The organism is Nocardioides pakistanensis, from assembly GCF_054781215.1.
The window spans coordinates 154214-170695 of the sequence record NZ_BAAGUV010000022.1 but is presented as its reverse complement, the minus strand read 5'-3'; the positions used below and the strand labels follow the sequence as shown (position 1 = coordinate 170695).

17 protein-coding genes and 1 pseudogene are annotated in these 16482 nt (G+C 70.9%); 16 read left to right on the top strand and 2 right to left on the bottom strand.

The annotated features are described in order from the left end of the window. Positions 1–74 precede the first annotated feature (74 nt). From ACYVIH_RS09430 to ACYVIH_RS09420, 3 genes and pseudogenes are all read left to right on the top strand, one after another. A pseudogene (locus ACYVIH_RS09430) lies at positions 75–371 on the top strand (DUF6518 family protein); the annotation flags it as partial. Positions 372–379: 8 nt separating this feature from the next. Beyond that, a complete protein-coding gene (locus ACYVIH_RS09425; protein WP_460868618.1) occupies positions 380–736 on the top strand; it encodes a DUF6518 family protein in 357 nt (118 codons plus the stop codon). A 26-nt stretch (positions 737–762) separates the two neighbouring features. Next, a complete protein-coding gene (locus ACYVIH_RS09420) occupies positions 763–999 on the top strand; it encodes a DUF3099 domain-containing protein (RefSeq protein ID WP_460868557.1) in 237 nt (78 codons plus the stop codon). Between the two features lie 64 nt (positions 1000–1063). Here the strand turns inward: ACYVIH_RS09420 and ACYVIH_RS09415 are convergent, their stop codons facing one another. Then, positions 1064–1438, bottom strand: a complete 375-nt coding sequence (locus ACYVIH_RS09415) for a cupin domain-containing protein (RefSeq protein ID WP_460868554.1) — start codon at positions 1436–1438, stop codon at positions 1064–1066. 115 nt (positions 1439–1553) lie between these two features. Between ACYVIH_RS09415 and ACYVIH_RS09410 the strand changes: the two genes are divergently transcribed. Beyond that, a complete protein-coding gene (locus ACYVIH_RS09410) occupies positions 1554–3581 on the top strand; it encodes a tetratricopeptide repeat protein (protein WP_460868552.1) in 2028 nt (675 codons plus the stop codon). 42 nt (positions 3582–3623) lie between these two features. Here the strand turns inward: ACYVIH_RS09410 and ACYVIH_RS09405 are convergent, their stop codons facing one another. Then, complete coding sequence (locus tag ACYVIH_RS09405) at positions 3624–4289, bottom strand: TetR/AcrR family transcriptional regulator (protein ID WP_460868550.1); 666 nt, start codon at positions 4287–4289, stop codon at positions 3624–3626. 66 nt (positions 4290–4355) lie between these two features. On the opposite strand from ACYVIH_RS09405, the gene ACYVIH_RS09400 reads away from it, so the two are divergent. The 12 genes from ACYVIH_RS09400 to ACYVIH_RS09345 all read left to right on the top strand — a co-directional run bounded on the left by ACYVIH_RS09400 (position 4356) and on the right by ACYVIH_RS09345 (position 16472). Then, positions 4356–5123 carry a hypothetical protein gene (locus ACYVIH_RS09400; RefSeq protein ID WP_460868547.1) on the top strand — a complete coding sequence of 256 codons (768 nt, stop codon included), beginning with the start codon at positions 4356–4358 and terminating at the stop codon, positions 5121–5123. Next, positions 5120–5938: an alpha/beta fold hydrolase gene (locus tag ACYVIH_RS09395; RefSeq protein ID WP_460868545.1), complete on the top strand. Its 819-nt coding sequence runs from the start codon at positions 5120–5122 to the stop codon at positions 5936–5938. The genes ACYVIH_RS09400 and ACYVIH_RS09395 overlap by 4 nt, the downstream gene beginning before the upstream one ends. Next, entirely contained in the window at positions 5935–7560 is a 1626-nt protein-coding gene (locus ACYVIH_RS09390; RefSeq protein WP_460868543.1) for an AMP-binding protein, read from the top strand. Before ACYVIH_RS09395 ends, ACYVIH_RS09390 begins: the two co-directional genes overlap by 4 nt. Positions 7561–7631: 71 nt before the next feature. Continuing rightward, positions 7632–8786: an ABC transporter substrate-binding protein gene (locus ACYVIH_RS09385; RefSeq protein WP_460868541.1), complete on the top strand. Its 1155-nt coding sequence runs from the start codon at positions 7632–7634 to the stop codon at positions 8784–8786. Between the two features lie 27 nt (positions 8787–8813). Further along, positions 8814–9707: a branched-chain amino acid ABC transporter permease gene (locus ACYVIH_RS09380; RefSeq protein ID WP_460868539.1), complete on the top strand. Its 894-nt coding sequence runs from the start codon at positions 8814–8816 to the stop codon at positions 9705–9707. After that, complete coding sequence (locus ACYVIH_RS09375) at positions 9704–10654, top strand: branched-chain amino acid ABC transporter permease (RefSeq protein ID WP_460868537.1); 951 nt, start codon at positions 9704–9706, stop codon at positions 10652–10654. Before ACYVIH_RS09380 ends, ACYVIH_RS09375 begins: the two co-directional genes overlap by 4 nt. Further along, a complete protein-coding gene (locus ACYVIH_RS09370) occupies positions 10644–11399 on the top strand; it encodes an ABC transporter ATP-binding protein (protein WP_460868535.1) in 756 nt (251 codons plus the stop codon). Before ACYVIH_RS09375 ends, ACYVIH_RS09370 begins: the two co-directional genes overlap by 11 nt. Next, positions 11392–12093, top strand: coding sequence for an ABC transporter ATP-binding protein (locus tag ACYVIH_RS09365; RefSeq protein ID WP_460868533.1), 702 nt, complete (start codon positions 11392–11394; stop codon positions 12091–12093). Before ACYVIH_RS09370 ends, ACYVIH_RS09365 begins: the two co-directional genes overlap by 8 nt. Beyond that, entirely contained in the window at positions 12090–13700 is a 1611-nt protein-coding gene (locus tag ACYVIH_RS09360) for an AMP-binding protein (RefSeq protein WP_460868530.1), read from the top strand. Before ACYVIH_RS09365 ends, ACYVIH_RS09360 begins: the two co-directional genes overlap by 4 nt. Beyond that, positions 13697–14761, top strand: coding sequence for an alcohol dehydrogenase catalytic domain-containing protein (locus ACYVIH_RS09355; RefSeq protein ID WP_460868528.1), 1065 nt, complete (start codon positions 13697–13699; stop codon positions 14759–14761). The genes ACYVIH_RS09360 and ACYVIH_RS09355 overlap by 4 nt, the downstream gene beginning before the upstream one ends. Beyond that, complete coding sequence (locus tag ACYVIH_RS09350) at positions 14758–15243, top strand: MaoC/PaaZ C-terminal domain-containing protein (RefSeq protein ID WP_460868526.1); 486 nt, start codon at positions 14758–14760, stop codon at positions 15241–15243. Before ACYVIH_RS09355 ends, ACYVIH_RS09350 begins: the two co-directional genes overlap by 4 nt. After that, positions 15240–16472, top strand: coding sequence for a CoA transferase (locus tag ACYVIH_RS09345; protein ID WP_460868524.1), 1233 nt, complete (start codon positions 15240–15242; stop codon positions 16470–16472). The genes ACYVIH_RS09350 and ACYVIH_RS09345 overlap by 4 nt, the downstream gene beginning before the upstream one ends. Positions 16473–16482: the final 10 nt, after the last annotated feature.

The window sequence follows — 16482 nt, the reverse complement described above, 5'->3', positions numbered from 1 at the left end:
ACGGGAAGTGCCTCGCGCATGGGGAATGCACCGGAGGCGTGCAACCGGACGGCGGAGCGTGCGAGAGTGCGCGCATGGAGAACGGCGCCGGAGTTGAGTCACACAGGGCGGCCCAGCGCCCGACCACCTCCGACGGAAACGAGACGCGCAGCCATAGGGCGGACTGGGCGGTGCTGCTGCCCGGAGTCGGCCTTGTCGTCGGCGTCATCACGTCGTACGCCCAAGGGTGGCTCGACACGCCTTGGGCGGCTCGGGCCAACTCCGCCAGCCCCTGGCTGGCGGTCGCGTGGGCAGTCGGCTGGTTTCAGCGCTCATCGGTCACCGCGGCGACGCTTGCGGCTGCGACGTGCGTCGCTGAGGTCGCCGGCTACTACGGTGCCTGGCGTTCCGCGGGTTCGGCGTCTCCACGTCTTTCGCAGCGTTCTGGACAGTGTGCGGGCTCGTGGGAGGGCCTGTCTTCGGGCTGTCGGCCCGCTGGGCACGGGCCTCGGCGCACCTGCCCACGGCGTCTCTTGGCCTGGCGGCCATCCCGGCCACCTTCTTGGGTGAGGCTGTGGGCGGATACTGGTGGCGTTTGGGGTACGACGACGTGGCGATCCTCTTCGCGGCCGTGGGAGTCGCGGCGTTGACGGTGGCTCTTGCTCGATCGTCGTCCCGCCGGTCGACGCTCGTCGCAACACTGTTGGGGGCCGCCGCATCAGCTGTCTACGGCCCGGCACTGCGCATCCTCGGCTGACCGCGCTCCGACCCTGAGTAGGAACAATGAGAAGAGACCGCCGGCACTTTTCGGTCAGCGATGTCGCCGAAGCGCAGGGCGCGCGCCTGCGTCGCCGCCGGCGCTGGTACTTCGTGCTGATGGGCACCTGCGTGGCCCTGATCGTGCTGGCCTGGAACGTGGTCCGGCTGTGGTCGACAACAGCGGCTGTCGTCATGTCTGGCGTCGCAGCGGTGATCCCGCCGATCGCCGTACTGATCGCCAACTGGGGCGAGGACCACTGACGAACACCGGCCCCGGGCAACCGGTCCGCCGCGGCGTCCTGCGCGACGGACCGGTAGGGATCACTCAGCCGGTGATCTGTCCGAGCTTGGTCTTGGCGTGTTGGCCGAACGCCCGCATCGGGGTGACGGGCCCGATCTCGAGGAAGGCCGCGCCGTCCTGGCTGACTGCCGTGTGCCCTGCGGGCCAGTAGTAGGTCTCTCCGGCGGTGGTCTCCTCCTTGGTGCCGTCGGCGTGGACGAGGGTGATCGCGCCCTCGAGGACGATGCCCCAGTGGTCGCTCGGGCAGCGGTCATCGGGCAGTCCCTCGAGGACGGGCCCCATGTCGGTGCCGGCGGGGACGCGGGCGTAGCGGACCGCCATCGCACCCCACTCGACGTATCGGGTGACGAGCTCGCCGAGGTCCAGCTCGACCGGTAGGTCCTCCAGTCGCTGCTTCATCTGTGGTCTCCCTTCTGGGTCTGGTGGCACGTCCCGGACGTGGGTTGCCGTGCTGCACCGAAGGCGTGACAAGTTCTGTCACGCCGGTGAGAAGCGCGAGGAGTACGGTCGGTACGTGCGCCCGGTAACGCGCGTCGTCCCCGACGCGGTGGTGCAGCCGGACCGACCTGCCGACTCGGTCGAGGACGCGGCCACCGCGCAGTACGCCGCGGGCGACCTCGAGGGCACGGTCACGACCTGGGAGCAGGAGCACGCACGCAGGATCGCCGTCGGTGACGACCTGGCCGCGGCACACGCAGCGGCGATGGTCGCCCTGTACCTCCTGATGGACACGGGCCTGATGGCGCCGGTCCGCGGCTGGCTGAGCCGCTGCGAGGGTCTGTTGGCGGGCCACGGTGAGACGCCGGTCCATGCCCTGGTCGCCATGCTGCACGCCTACGAACGGTTCATGTGCGGTGACTTGGAGGCGGCCGAGCGGTGGGCCGGCCGTGCGGTCGCGCTCGGCGACCGGTACGACGTCGTACCCGCCTCCGCCCTGGGCCGCGTCGCGGCGGCGCGTGTGCGAATCCTGACCGGTGAGGTCAGCGAGGGGCTCGCCCACCTGGACGAGGCGGCGGTGACCTTGCTGTCGGACCAGGTCGACCCGCTGACGGCCGGAATGGTGTGGTGCGAGCTGGTGTGCGCGATGCAGGGGCTCGCCGAGTACGACCGGGCGGCGGAGTGGACCGCTGTGATGGAGACCCGTCGTGCCCGGGGTGACTTCTACGGCGGCATCAACGGCCGCTGTCGGATCCACCGTGCGGAGCTGCTTCGCCTGCACGGGCGCTGCGACGAGGCCGAGCAGGAGGCGCTGCACGCCTGCGAGGAGCTGCGGCCGTGGATGCGACGCGAGTTCGGATGGCCGTTGACCGAGCTCGGCACGATCCGGCTCCGACGCGGTGACCTCGACGGAGCCGAAGAGGCCTTCCGGGCAGCGCACGCCACCGGTTGGCAGCCGCAACCGGGTTGGGCCCTGCTGCGGCTCGCCCGCGGCCGGGTGGCCGAGGCAGCCGCGATGGTGCGCGACGCTCTCGTCCACCCGCGGCAGATCCCGTGGAAGGAACGGCCACCGAACGTTGCCCTGTCGCGTGCTCCGTTGCTTGACGCCCAGGTCGAGATCGCCCTGGCCGCCGGCGACCCGTCCACCGCCCGCGCTGCGGCCACGGAGCTGGCCACTATTGCGGCGACCTATCCGGGTCCGGCCCTGCACGCGATGGCCGAGCTGGCACGAGGCCGGGTCGCCCTGGCCGACTCCGATGCCGCTGCGGCCATCGACGCGTGCGGAGCGGCTGTGCACGGTTGGTGCACGGTGGACGCGCCGTACGAGACGGCCCTTGCGCGGATGGTGCTGGCCGAGGCGCACCGGGCCGCCGGTGACGACGCGCTGGCCGCCCTCGAGCTCGACGCGGCGAGGCGGGCGCTGGAGGGGATCGGAGCCACGGCCCCGGCGGACCTGGCCCACGACGACCGGGGCGACGCGCCCTCGGTGGCGACTCCCGAGCCGGCCACCGAGGTCGGGGTCTTCAAGCTGGATGGCGACACCCGGACGGTGACCTTCCTCGGCACGACCGTCCTGCTGCGAGATCTCAAGGGGATGCATCACCTGACCCGGCTGCTGACAGCCCCGGGCCGCGAGTTCCATGTCCTCGACCTGGTGAGCGGGGTCCACGGCGTCACTGCCGACTCCAGGCCCGGCATCGGCCTCGCGCCGGAGGACGGCCTCCGTCTCGGCGCTGACGATGCGGGACCGCTGCTGGACGACCAGGCGCGGCGGGCGTACCGACGTCGGCTGACCGAGGTGGACGAGGACATCGCGGAGGCGGAGGAGATGGGGGACCTCGAGCGGGCGTCGCTGGCCCGGGCCGACCGCGACCACCTCGTCGCGGAGCTTGCCCGCGCCTTCGGCCTCGGTGGCCGAGAACGGCGGTCGGCCTCCGGCTCCGAGAGGGCTCGGGTCAGTGTCACCCGGGCGATCCGGTACACGCTCACGCGGATCGGCGAGCAGCATCCCGCCCTGGCTGATCACCTGAACCGTACGGTCCGCACCGGAACCTACTGCGCCTACGAGCCCGACCCCCGGGCGCCCATCACCTGGCAGACGTGACCCGTCTGGAGTTCGGTGCGCGTCCGCGCACCGCCACGCGCGTCAGCGCAGGGTCTGGGCCTCCACCATCGCGAGCGCGAGCCGGACCTGGCTCTCGGCCATCTCCTCGACCGACCGGCCGCCGCCGGCTCGGAACCAGGTCGCGAAGGCCGAGCACAGCAGGACGATGTTGCGGCCCGCGTCGTGCGGGTGCGGCGTGCCGAACTCACCAGCCTCGACCCCGTCCAGGACTATCTCGGTGAACATCCGCTGGGTCCGGTCGCGCGCGCCGACGACCTCGTCACGTTGCAGCCCGGTCAGGTACCGGAACTCGCCGACCGCGACCGTTCCGGCCATCTGGTTCCGGGCGCTCCAGAGGATGTAGCTGCTCACGACGGCACGAAGCCGGTCGGTCGGGGTCTCGACCTCGCGGAGCGCCTCCTCGAGCTCCTGAAGGAGGTTGTCGTTGGCCCGCTTGAGGACGTGCGCCAACAGGTGGGCCTTGCCCGGCACGTAGTTGTACAGGTTCGACAGGCTCGTGCCTGCGCGCGTCGCGATCTCGCGCATCGACGCACCGTTGAACCCGCGCTCGCTGAAGACGTTCAGCGACGCCGAGAAGATCGCCGCCTCGTTCGGCCGCCGTCCGCCCCGTGCGCCCGACCGGCCGCTCGCCTGGCCGTCCCGGGCGGCGGGCCGGGTTACGGCCGGTGGTTGACGTTGCTCGCTCACGGAGTCAGTATATGCACGAACGATCGTTCGTGATGCACGTCACCTGAGGGAAAGCGCACCCATCTCATGCACTTCGAGGACCTGGAAGTCGGCCTGGCCTGGCGGTCCGACCCGCGGTCGGTCACGCCCGCCCGCCCCGTGGCCACCCCGGCAGAGGCAGCCGTGGTCGCCGACGAGCTGTGGCGTGAGAGCCAGGCCGGGCGCGTGCTCGCGCCCGCCGAGCTCCGTCAGGTCACGGCCTGCTGGACCTCCACGGGCCGCCTGGAGCCGGGACAACAGGTCACCCTGCGCTCCACCGTCGTGCGCCTGGAGCCCGTCGCCGACGAGCGAGCCGGCGACGTGACCCGCTTCGACAAGCTCCTCGACCCGGCCGGCCGCGTGGTCCACTCGGGCAGCTGCACGGTGCGCGTGCGGAGCGAGGACCCCGCCGCCCATCGCACGCACCGCGACGTCGGCACGCGGGCCTGGGGTGCCGCGCTGGCCGAACTGCTGAGCAGCGACGACCGTTTCGTCTCCGCTGTCCAGGCCTGGGACGGCACCCTCGGCCTCCGGGGAGGGCGGCACGAGATCCAGCTCCGGATCTACCGCGGCCGCATCATCGAGGTCGCTCCGCGCACCGCGCACGGTGCGACGTTCACCTTCGGCGCCACCGACCGGGTCTGGGCCGACCTCCTGACCGCCCCGGACGCGCGGTTCGGTGCCCGACTCATGTCCGGGGAGTTCGAGGTGTCCGGGGACCCGTACGAGTACCTGCGGCTGACCAAGGCGCTGGAGCTGCTGGTCGACAACGCCCGGACGCTGGCCACCGAGTCGACCCGTGAGGTCGTCGGATGAGACTCCACGCGCACCACCTCGACATCGGCGGCGCCCTGGGCTTCGTGCAGGAGGTCGTCCCCGAGCGGCCGAACGGCACCACCCTGCTGGCCATCCACACGGCCGGCCAGACCGGCGTGCAGTGGCGCCACACCCTCGCCGACTTCGCCGACCTGGGTTACCGGGTGCTGGTCCCCGACCTGCCGGGTCACGGTCACAGCGAGCCGGCCGTCGACGGAGCCGTCACCGACCTCGCCGACTACGCCACGTGGCTGGTCGAGGTCCTGGACCGCCTCGCGGACGGGCCGACCATCGTGGTCGGCTGCTCGATCGGCGGGAAGGTCGCCCAGGAGCTCGCGGTCCGGCACGGTGATCTGCTCGGCGGCGCCGTGTCGATGTGCGCCGAGCCCGGACCGGGCCGGGGCAAAATCCACGCCCTGCGACGCGAGCTGGAGGACAGTGCCGCCCCGGCGCGCAGCGACCGCACGCATCTGGGGACGCGCGCCGTGGTCGGCCGCGCGACGCCGAGCGACCGGGCAGCCCTGATCGCGCGGATGCACTGCCGGGAAGACCCGCTGGTCTCCAACAGCGACCTGATCGGGTGGTGCACCCACGACGTGCGCGAGGAGCTCGCCGACGTCACCTGCCCGATGACGTTCGTCGCCGGCGAGGACGACCTCTGGGTCGACCCGGTGGCGGTGGAGTGGGCTGCCGCCCAGGTGCCGGACGCCGACTACGTCTTCCTCGAGGGCTACGGCCACTACCCGATGGAGGAGATGGACGGCTTCGCCGGCCTGCTCGACTCCTGGATCACCAAGATGAGGAAGGGCCGATGACGACTCCCCGACTGCTGGACCTGTTCACCAGGCAGGTGCAGGACGGACCGGACGAGGCCGTGCTCTACGACGGCCTCGCCGGTGCGGGCGCGGCACGGGTGGTGACCCGCAGGGCGCTGCGGGAGCTCGCCGCCGACATGGCCGCCGACCTTCGCGGCGCCGGGATCGGCGAGGGCGACTGCATCGCGGTCTGGCTGCCGAACTGGTCCAGCGCGGTCGCCGCCCAGCTCGCAGCCCTGTCCGTCGGTGCCCACGTGGTCGGCGTGAACACGCGCTACAACAGCGACGAGGTCGCGCACGTGCTGGCGATGGCCTCCCCCCGGGCGATCCTGATCGCGCACGACTTCAACAACCTGGACCTGCGCGGCCGGCTGCACGCCGCGATGGCGGAGCCGGGGATCCCCGCTCCGTACGTGCTCGTCGTGGCCGCCCCCGGCACAGACCAGCCGGACGACGTCGCGTCGTACGACGTCGGCGCTGGTGCCGACGTGTTCCCCCGGAGCACCGGGCACTCCGACCTGGAGCCGCATCCCGTCGCCGGGCTCTGCACCACCTTCACCACCTCGGGGTCCACGGGCAGGTCCAAGCTGGCCGCCCACGCCGAGGCCGGCGTCACCGCCCACTCGCTGGCGGTGGCCGAGCGCGCCCAGATCGGAGCCGGCGACGTGGTCCTGGGAGCGCTACCCCTCTCGGGCGTCTTCGGGTTCACCCCGTCGATGGCGGCGCTGGTGAGCGGGGCCGCCATCCTGCTCGAGCCGGTGTTCGACGCGGCCGGCGTGCTCGCGGACATGTCCACCTACGGCGTGACCCACGCCGCCGGCGCCGACGACCTCTTCGGTCGCCTGCGCGCGGCGTGGCCCGCGGAGGGGATGACCCACCGGATGCGCTGGATCGGCATCGCCGACTTCGAAGGCCGGTCTGCGGAGTTCGCGGAGTGGGCGGAGGCTGAGCTCGGCTGCTCGGTCGTCGGGGTCTACGGGTCCTCGGAGATCTTCGCCCTCACCTCCTTCTGGGACGCCCGGGACCCGGCCGAGCTGCGCTGGTCGGGCGGGGGGCACCTGGTGTCGCCTCAGATCCGCGCCCGGATCGCGGACCCGGCGACCGGGAGCGAGGTCGAGCGCGGCGGCGAGGGCGAGATCCAGTTCCAGGGGCCGAACGTGGTCGATGCCTACCTCGGTGACCAGAAGCTCTCCGAAGGCACGTTCACCGACGACGGCTGGTTCCGTAGCGGTGACCTGGGTCGCGCAGTCGACGACGACACGATCGAGTTCGTCTGCCGGATGGGCGACGCGCTCCGGCTGCGTGGATTCCTCGTCGACCCGTCGGAGATCGAGCTGCGGCTCAACGCCCACCCCGGCGTCGAGGTCGGCAAGGTCGTCGGGGTGCCGGGCCCCGGCGGCGGCACCGTGGCCGTCGCGTTCGTGGTCCCGCAGGCCGGCGCCGCGCCGGAGCCGGCGGAGCTGCGCGCCTGGTGCGCGGAGACGCTCGCGAAGTTCAAGGTCCCCAGCGAGGTCTACCTCCTCGAGGAGATGCCGACGACGTCGGGGACCAACGGCACCAAGATCCGGTCGGCCGCCCTCCGGGAGATCGCTCGGGAGAGGTTGCTCCACCGCGGGGCCTGAGGCCCTGCAACCCAACCACAGTGTTTCGACACCACCAGTCGGCCAGAGCCGGCAGAGAGTATGAGGTTCAGATGCGTGCAGGAATGGTACGGAAGGTCGGCGTGGCCGCGGTGGCGTCGCTGGCGATGATGACGGTGGCCGCGTGCGGCGGGTCGGACTCAGCGGGAAGCGGCGGCGCCGACGAGGTGCTGATCGGCGGGCTGTGGGCCACCAGCGGTGGGCAGGCCGTCTACGGCGACTACTTCGAGAGCGGCGCCCGGCTCGCTGTCAACGACATCAACGCCGACGGCGGCATCGGCGGCGAGCTGCCGATCAAGCTGGAGGTGCAGGACACCCAGGCCCTCCCCGAGCCCGCCGTGGTCGCCCTCCAGAAGCTGGTGGGCGAGGACGTCGCCATGGTCCTGAGCTCGTTCTCCAGCCAGACCCTGGCCCTGATGCCGATCGCGAACAGCCGCAAGATCCCGGTGATGAACGGCGGCGCGCAGAGCAACGCGCTGGGCGACCAGGGTGACTTCCTGCTCAACACGATCCCGCTGCTGAAGAACGAGAGCGAGATCCTCGCCCAGTACCTCGTCAACGAGGAGGACTACCGCAAGGCCGCGGTGCTCTACACCAGCGACGACGGTGGCCGCTCGGCCAAGGAGAGCTTCGTCGAGGCCTACGAGGCCGCGGGCGGCAAGGTCGTCGCGGAGGAGAGTGGCCAGTACCAGGGCACCGACTACCGCTCACAGCTGACGAAGCTGCGCAACTCGGGCGCGGACGTGCTCGTGTTCGGTGCCTTCGGCCAGGACACCAACAACATGGTGAGCCAGACCCGGGAGATCGGCTGGGACGTGCCGATGGCCAACACCTCGTGGGCGGCGATCCCGGATGTGCTCGCCAACAAGGCGGCGGAGGGGCTGATCCTCACCTCCATCCCGTTCAACCCCGAGGAGGGGTTCGTCAAGCGCTTCGAGGAGGAGTACGGCGAGAAGCCGACCAGCTCCTACATCGGCAACTACTACGACGCCGTCACCGTGTTCGCGCAGGCCTACGCGAAGGCGATGGAGGACGACGATGACGTGACCGGCGAGGACATCATCGCCGCGATCAACGACATCGGCACCTTCGACTCCGTCTACGGGTCCGAGCTCACCTTCAAGGACGGCGTGGCCTCCCGCCCGATCAACGTCGGCGTGATCGAGAACGGCGCCGTCAAGACCCTCGCCGAGAACTACGGGAACTGACCCGCTCGAGGCATCGATAGGACTGTCATGGATCTGTTCGTCCAACTGCTGCTCAACGGCCTGGTGGCCGGCAGCCTCTACGCCCTGGTCGCGGTCGGCTTCGCGCTGATCTTCGGGGCGACCCGGCACTTCCACATCGCCCACGCGGGCGTGTTCAGCGCGGCGGGATACCTGGCGGTCATGGCGACCCGGGAGCTCGGGGTCTCGGGCGTGCTCGCCGCGTTGGTCGGGCTGGTCCTGGCCGTCCTCCTCGGTGTCGCCCTGGTGCGCTTCCTCTACGTGCCGCTCGGGCGGCGCGGCGGTGAGGGCTTCGTCCTCTTCCTGGTCTCGCTCGGGGCGCTGGTGATCGTGGACAACCTGTTCACGATCAACCTCGGGGCGCGTCCGGCACGGCTCGCGCTCGGTGACTGGTTCCACACGGCGGTCAGCCTGGGCGGCTGGTCGATGACCGTCGGCCAGATCCTGATCGTCGTACTCACCGCGGTGCTGTTCACCGCGCTGATCCTGGTGCTGTCCCGCACCCGGGCCGGCAAGCTGATCAAGGCCTACTCCGGCAACCCGGAGTTCGTCGAGGTCGTGGGCCGGCGACCTGGACGGGTCCTGGTGCTGGTCTACGCCGCGGGCTCGCTGTTCGCCGCGCTCGCCGGCCTGTACGTCGCCGCGGACACCGGCATGCAGCCGGGACTCGGCGAGACCTACTTCATCATCTCGATCATGGCCGTCTTCATCGGCGGCATCGGCAGCGTCGTCGGCGCCTTCATCGCGGCGATGACGCTGGGGATCTTGCAGAACATCCTGCTGATCGAGATCGACGCGGAGTGGACCCTGCCGGTCATCTTCGTCCTGTTCCTGGTGCTGATCACCGCCAGCCCGGGCGGGCTCACCGCCCTCCAGCTGAAGCCGAGGAGGCGAACGGCATGAGTCCCTATGTGCTCTCCCTGCTGATCTCGATCGGGATCTTCGCGATCCTCTCGATCTCGTTGAGCCTGCTGATCGGGCACCTTGGGATCTTCTCGATGGCACACGCGGCCCTGTTCGGGGTCGGCGCCTACACCTTCGCCTTCCTCAGCGTCAGCGAGGCCTGGTCCGCCCCGGCGGCCACAGCCGCTGCCGTCGCCGTGACGGCGCTGGCCGGAGCGGTGATGGCGGTCCCGTCGCTGCGGGTCGCCGGTGACTACTTCATCGTCGCCTCGTTCGCGCTCCAGATCGTCGCCTCGAGCGTCTTCGCGAACTGGACGTCGGTGACCGGCGGCACCAGCGGCATCCCCGGGATCATCCGGCCCGTGCTCGGCCCGTTCGACCTGTTCGCCGACGAGCCGTTCCTGGTCTACCTGGTGATCATCCTCGCGGTCGTCGCCGGCCTCGCCCTGTGGCTGGTGCGCTCGCCGTACGGACGGATGATGCACGCCATCCGCGACGACGAGGTCGTGGCGGCGACGATGGGCAAGCCGGTGCGAAGCACCAAGATGCTGGTCACCGTCCTCGCCGGAGCGTTCGCCGGACTCGCCGGCGTCGTCTACGCCCAGAACCTGATGTACATCAGCCCGGGCTCGTTCGAGGTCGCCACCTCGGTCAGCATCATCACGATGGTCGTGGTCGGCGGGATGACCTCGGTCGCCGGCGCGGTGATCGGAGCCGCGATCATCCTGCTCATCCCGCAGGCGCTGCAGCAGATCAACCTGGCGCAGTCCGCTGCCGGGCCGCTCGAGCAGGTCCTGTTCGGCCTGCTCCTGGTCATCTTGATGTTCACCCGCCCGCAGGGCCTCCTCGCCGACAAGCCACGTCGGCGCAAGCGGCGGCCGGTCAACCGGACCGGGGACGCCCCGGACGCACGCGCTCCCCGGAAGGAGGTGCCCCATGCTTCTTGAGGTCGATTCGGTGGTGAAGTGGTTCGGCGGCCTGCAGGCGGTGAAGAACGCCACCTTCGGGGTGCCCGAAGGCCAGGTCACCGGCCTCGTGGGCCCCAACGGCGCGGGGAAGACCACGCTGTTCAACATGATCACCGGCACCATCCCCACGGATGCCGGCACGATCACCTACGAGGGACGTGACATCACGGCGGACACTCCGCAGGAGCGGGTCGCCGGTGGCATCGGCCGGACCTTCCAGGACGTCCGCCTGCTGCCGCGGCTCAGCGTGGTCGACAACGTGTGCGTCGGGGTGCAGCAGCAGCCCGGTGAGCGGATGCGCGGTGTCTTCCTCATGCCCTGGAAGGTGGCGCAGGTGGAGCGCGCGACCGTCGACTACGCGCACGAGTGCCTCGACTTCGTCGGCATCCCCGACTCGGTGCGCAACCAGTCGGCCGGTTCGCTGTCGTACGGCGAGCAGAAGCTCGTCTCGATCGCCCGGCTGCTCGCCACCCGCTCCCGGCTGCTCCTCCTCGACGAGCCGACGTCAGGGCTCGACGAGTCGTCGCTCGACCAGTTCCGCCAGGTCCTGGCCAAGCTGATCGCCGACGGCCGCACGGTGCTCCTGGTCGAGCACAACATGCTGCTCGTCCGCGAGCTGTGCGACCGCGCGGTCTTCCTCGGGACCGGTGAGGTCCTGGCCGTGGACACCCCCGACAAGCTGATGGAAAGTGAGGCGCTTCGCGATGTCTACTTCGGTGCCTGAGCGCACGAGCACCTTGCTCAAGATCGACGACGTGCACGCCGACGTCGCGGCCCAGCCGGTGCTCCAGGGTCTGTCCCTCGACATCGCGCCGGGGGAGTTCGTGGCCGTGCTCGGCCACAACGGGGCGGGCAAGTCCACCCTGCTGCGGGCGCTGCTGGGCCTGACCCCGGTGAAGTCCGGGCACATCCACCTGGGCGACCGGGACATCACCCGGCTCGCCACCCCCGACATCGTGGACTCCGGCGTGGCGCTGGTGCCGCAACAGCGCGGCTACTTCGAGAACCTCTCGGTGGAGGACAACCTCGCGTTCGGGGAACGGGGTGACGGCAGCATCTCCCGGGACCAGGTGCTCGCGATGTTCCCCGCGCTGAAGGAGCGGATGGCCCAGCTGGTCGGCACGATGAGCGGCGGGCAGCGCCAGATGGTCGCCATCTCGATCGCGCTGATGTCCAGCCCGAGGCTGCTCATGCTCGACGAGCCCTCCGTCGGTCTGCAGCCCAACCTGGTCGAGACGGTGATGCGGGTCGCGCAGCAGATCAACGAGGAGTTCGGCGTGACCGTGATGCTCGTGGAGCAGAACATCGAGAAGGTGCTCCAGGTGGTGCGCCGGGTCGTCGTGATCAACCGTGGCCGGGTGATGCTCGACGAGCCGGTCGAGAACGTGACGGCGGACGACATCTGGCGCCTGCTGTGACCACCCTCGTCAACGGTCACCCGGTCGAGCACCCGTTCACGATCCCGCACCTGGTCGAGGCCCTGGCGCTCCAGCACCGGGACAAGGTGGCCCTGGTCGACGGCGACCGCCGGCAGACCTTCGAGGGGCTCCGTGACCGCAGTGCCCGGCTGGCCGCGGGCCTCGCCTCGCTCGGGATCGGTCGCGGCGACGTCGTGGCCCTCTGGCTGCCGAGCTCGATCGAGGCGGTCGAGTACATGGTGGCCGGCGGCTACCTGGGGGCCACGGTCCTGGGGGTCAACACCAAGCTGCGCTCGCACGACGTCCTCACGACGCTGGAGGACTCCGGGGCGCGGGCCGTGGTCACCGCTCCCGGGTTCAAGGGCATCGACTTCCTGGGCATGCTCGACGAGGTCGCCGCCGCCCTCCCGGCCTCCCTCGAGCACGTGGTCTGCGTCGGAGACGCGACGGCTGTGCCGCAGTCGCTGGCGTCGAGGAGCCGCGAGCACGAGTCGCTGTTCGGCCAGGCCGGTGCGGGTATCGACGCCGAACCGGACCTGCCTGCCCAGGCGTTCAGCTCCTCGGGCACGACGTCCTCGCCGAAGCTGGTCCTGCAGTCGCACCGGGCCCTGGTCCACCACGCGTACGCCGTAGCCACCCGCTTCGGCTACCTGGCGCCGGACACCGTCGTCCTCGGCGCCCTCCCGTTCTGCGGGGTGTTCGGCTACAACACGCTCTTCGCCGCACTCGCGGCCGGCCGGCCGCTGGTGATCCAGGCGGTGTTCGACGCGGCGGCCACCGTCGAGCTGGTTCGCCGGCACGCCGTGACCCACACCAACCTCTCCGACGAGATGCTGCGCAGGATCCTCGATGCCGCGCCGCTCGAGTCGATGCCGACGTGGCGCGAGACCGGTTTCGGCAGCTTCACCGCCATCGATGCCGGCGCGATCGTCGACGCTGCGGCCAGCGCGGGGCGGAAGTTCTTCCAGACCTTCGGCTCCAGCGAGGTGCTGGCGGTGATGACCTATCCCGCTCCCGAGTCCGGCCCGGACCGCTGGCGTCTGGGCGGCGGAGTCCCGGTGTCACCGGAGATCTCGGTGCGCGTCCGCGACGTGGAGACGGGCGAGATCGCCGCCGACACGGCGGTCGGCGAGATCGAGGTCCGCGGGCCCAACGTCACGTGCGGGTACCTCAACCGCGAGGGCAACGACGACCTGGCGGACGACGGGTTCTTTCGCACCGGCGACCTGGGCTACATGCAGGGTGAGGACGTCGTGTACCTGTCACGCCGCGGGGACGCGCTGCGGCTGGGCGGCTTCCTGGTCAACCCACAGGAGATCGAGGACTTCCTCGAGCAACAACCTTCGGTCAAGGAGGCCCAGGTGGTCGGCGTGGACACCGACCGGGGCGCGGCCGTCGTGGGCTTCGTCGTCGCCGAGCCCCCGGGTGTCGACGAGCAAGAGATCCTCGCCCGGTGCCGGCAGGAGCTCGCCGGTTTCAAGGTGCCACGTCGCGTCGTGGTGCTGGAGGAGTTCCCGGTCTCCCAGGGCGCCAACGGCATGAAGATCCAGCGGACGAAGCTGCGAGCGATCGCCGAGGCGATGCTCGCGGGGAGTGGGGCACCGTGAAGTCGAGCAGGCTGCCGGAGACGATGACGGCGTTCCGGATCGACGGGTTCGGCACTCCGGACGTGCTGCGGTCGCAGGAGGTGCCGGTGCCGTCGGCGGCGCCGGGACAGGTCCTGGTCGAGGTCGCCTACTGCGGTGTGTGCCGTCACGACCTGCTGACCCGGGCCGGCGCCTTCCCGCGCGCCCAGCTGCCCGTCACGCTCGGGCACCAGGTCAGCGGCACCGTCGCGGCTGTCGGCGCCGGCGTCGAGGGATTCGGCGTCGGTGACCGCGTGATGACGATGATCTACTCCGGCTGCGGCGCGTGCGCGAACTGCCACAGCGGCATGGAGGCACTGTGCACCGCGCAGACTCCGGCGTTCCTGGGTGAGGACCACGACGGGGGGTACGCCGAGTTCGTCGCCGTGAGCGCCAGCACGGTCGTGCCGCTACCCGACGAGGTGGCCCTGGTGGACGCGGCCATCGCGACCTGCACGCTGGGGACCGCCTACCACGCGCTCGTGGCGCGGGGTCAGCTCACCGAGGGCCAGGTCGTGGCGATCACCGGAGCCAGCGGTGGTGTCGGGCTGCACGCCCTCGAGATCGCACACGCCGTCGGGGCGCGCACGGTTGCCGTCGTCTCGAGCGAACGAGGAGCCGAGCGTGCCCGCGACATGGGTGCGGACCACGTCATCGTGTCGCCGGACCGGGTGTTCGCCAAGCAGCTGCGCACCATGCTCGGACGGCAGGCCGACATCGTGCTCGAGATCGTCGGTGCGCCGACCCTCAGGGAGTCGCTGCACGCGGTGAGGCCGGGTGGCCGCGTGGTCGTGCTGGGCAACGTCGAGGGCAAGGAGGTGTCGGTGCCGCCGGCGTACCTGATCCTCAAGGAGATCTCCCTGCTCGGCACCAAGTCGTGCACCGTCCAGGAGATGCAGGAGCTGCTCGCGTTGCTCGCCAAGGGTGAGATCCGGGCTGACGTCAACGAGGTCGTCCCGCTCGCCGAGGCTCCTCAGGTGCACCGCCGGATGGAGGCCGGCGAGCAGGTCGGCCGGATCGTGCTGAAGGTGAAAGGCGAATGAGCGTGGACCACACTCCCGACTCGGACCCGAGCCTGTACTTCGAGGATCTCGAGCCCGGCATGGTGCTCACCTCCCAGGGCAGGACCGTCACCGAGACCGACCTCGTGACGTTCTGCATGCTGTCGGGAGACTGGAACCCCATCCACTCCGACGAGGAGTTCTCCCAGCACACCGACTACGGCCGGCGGGTGGTGCACGGCGTCTTCGGGATCTCCCTGCTCACCGGGCTGATGGACCGGGCCGGTTGGTTCGCCCGGTCGGCGGTGGCCATGCTCGGCATCAAGGACTGGCGGTTCGCGGGCCCGATCTTCGTCGGGGACACGCTGCACTGTGAGCTGGAGATCACCGACCTGCGGCTGACCAGCCGCGGGGATCGCGCGGTGGTCGGCAGGCACTTCCGGTTGATCAACCAGCGCCAGGAGGTCGTCCAGGAGGGCCAGATACCGATGATGGTGCTGGCCCGGGGAGGTGACCTGCGGTGAGCGGTGCCCAGAACGGTGCACTGAGCGGCCTGCGCGTGGTCGAGGCGGCCAGCTTCGTCGCCGGCCCGTCCGGCGGGATGGCGCTCGCCCAGCTCGGCGCCGAGGTGATCCGGGTCGATCCGCCGGGTGGAGGCAGTGACTACCGGCGCTGGCCGGTCGACCCCCGCGGGGCGAGTCTCTACTGGGCCAACCTGAACAAGGGGAAGCGGTCGGTCACCATCGACTACCGCCAGCCCGAGGGCAAGGAGCTCCTGCTCGCCCTCGCCACGAGGCCCGGCCCCTCCGCCGGGATCTTCCTGGACAACATGGTCGGCCGGGCGCGACCGACGTACGAGGAGCTGGCCCAACGGCGGGCCGACATCATCCACGTCCACGTGCAGGGTGCGTCCGACGGGCGGCCCGCGGTGGACTACACCGTGAACGCCGGCGTCGGGATCCCGGACATGACCGGACCCCAGAACACCGGTGAGCCGGTCAACCAGGTGCTGCCGGCGTGGGACCTGCTCACCGGCATGACCGCGGCGACGGCGGTCCTGGCCGCGCTCCAACGGCGCCACCTGACAGGTGAGGGGTCGCGGATCGACCTCTCGCTGGCCGACGTCGCACTGTCCGGGGTGGGGAGCCTCGGCTGGCTCGCCGAGGCCGACCAGGAGGGCCACGGCCGCCCCCGCCACGGCAACCACGTCTACGGGTCCTTCGGCGTCGACTTCGCCACCGCCGACGGACGCCGGGTGATGGTGGTCGCCCTCACCGAGGGGCAGTGGCACGCCCTGTGCCGGGTCACCGAGACCGAGGCGGTCTTCGACGCACTCGCGGCCACCCTCGACGCGGACCTCAACGCCGAGGCGGACCGGTACCGGCTGCGCGAGACGATCGCGGCGATCCTCAAGCCGTGGTTCAACCAGCGCACCCTGCGCGAGGTGAGCCGCGAGCTGGACGCCGCACGCGTGCTGTGGGGGCCCTACCGCAGCATGACCGAGGCCGCGGAGCTGGCCCGCAGCGACGCCGGCTCGGTCGCCGTCGAGATCGACCAGCCCGGGGTCGGTCCGATGCTGGCCTCCGGGTCGCCGCTGCGCTGGTCCGGCGAGCTCACCGCCCCGCAGCCGGCACCCCTGCTCGGGGCGGACACGGAGGCGGTCCTCGCCGAGGTGCTCGGCCTGACGCCGGCCGAGCTGGGTGGCCTCGCCGCCCGTGGCGTCGTGGGGTCGGGCCTGCGCCACGAGCGCTAGTGCGGGCGAG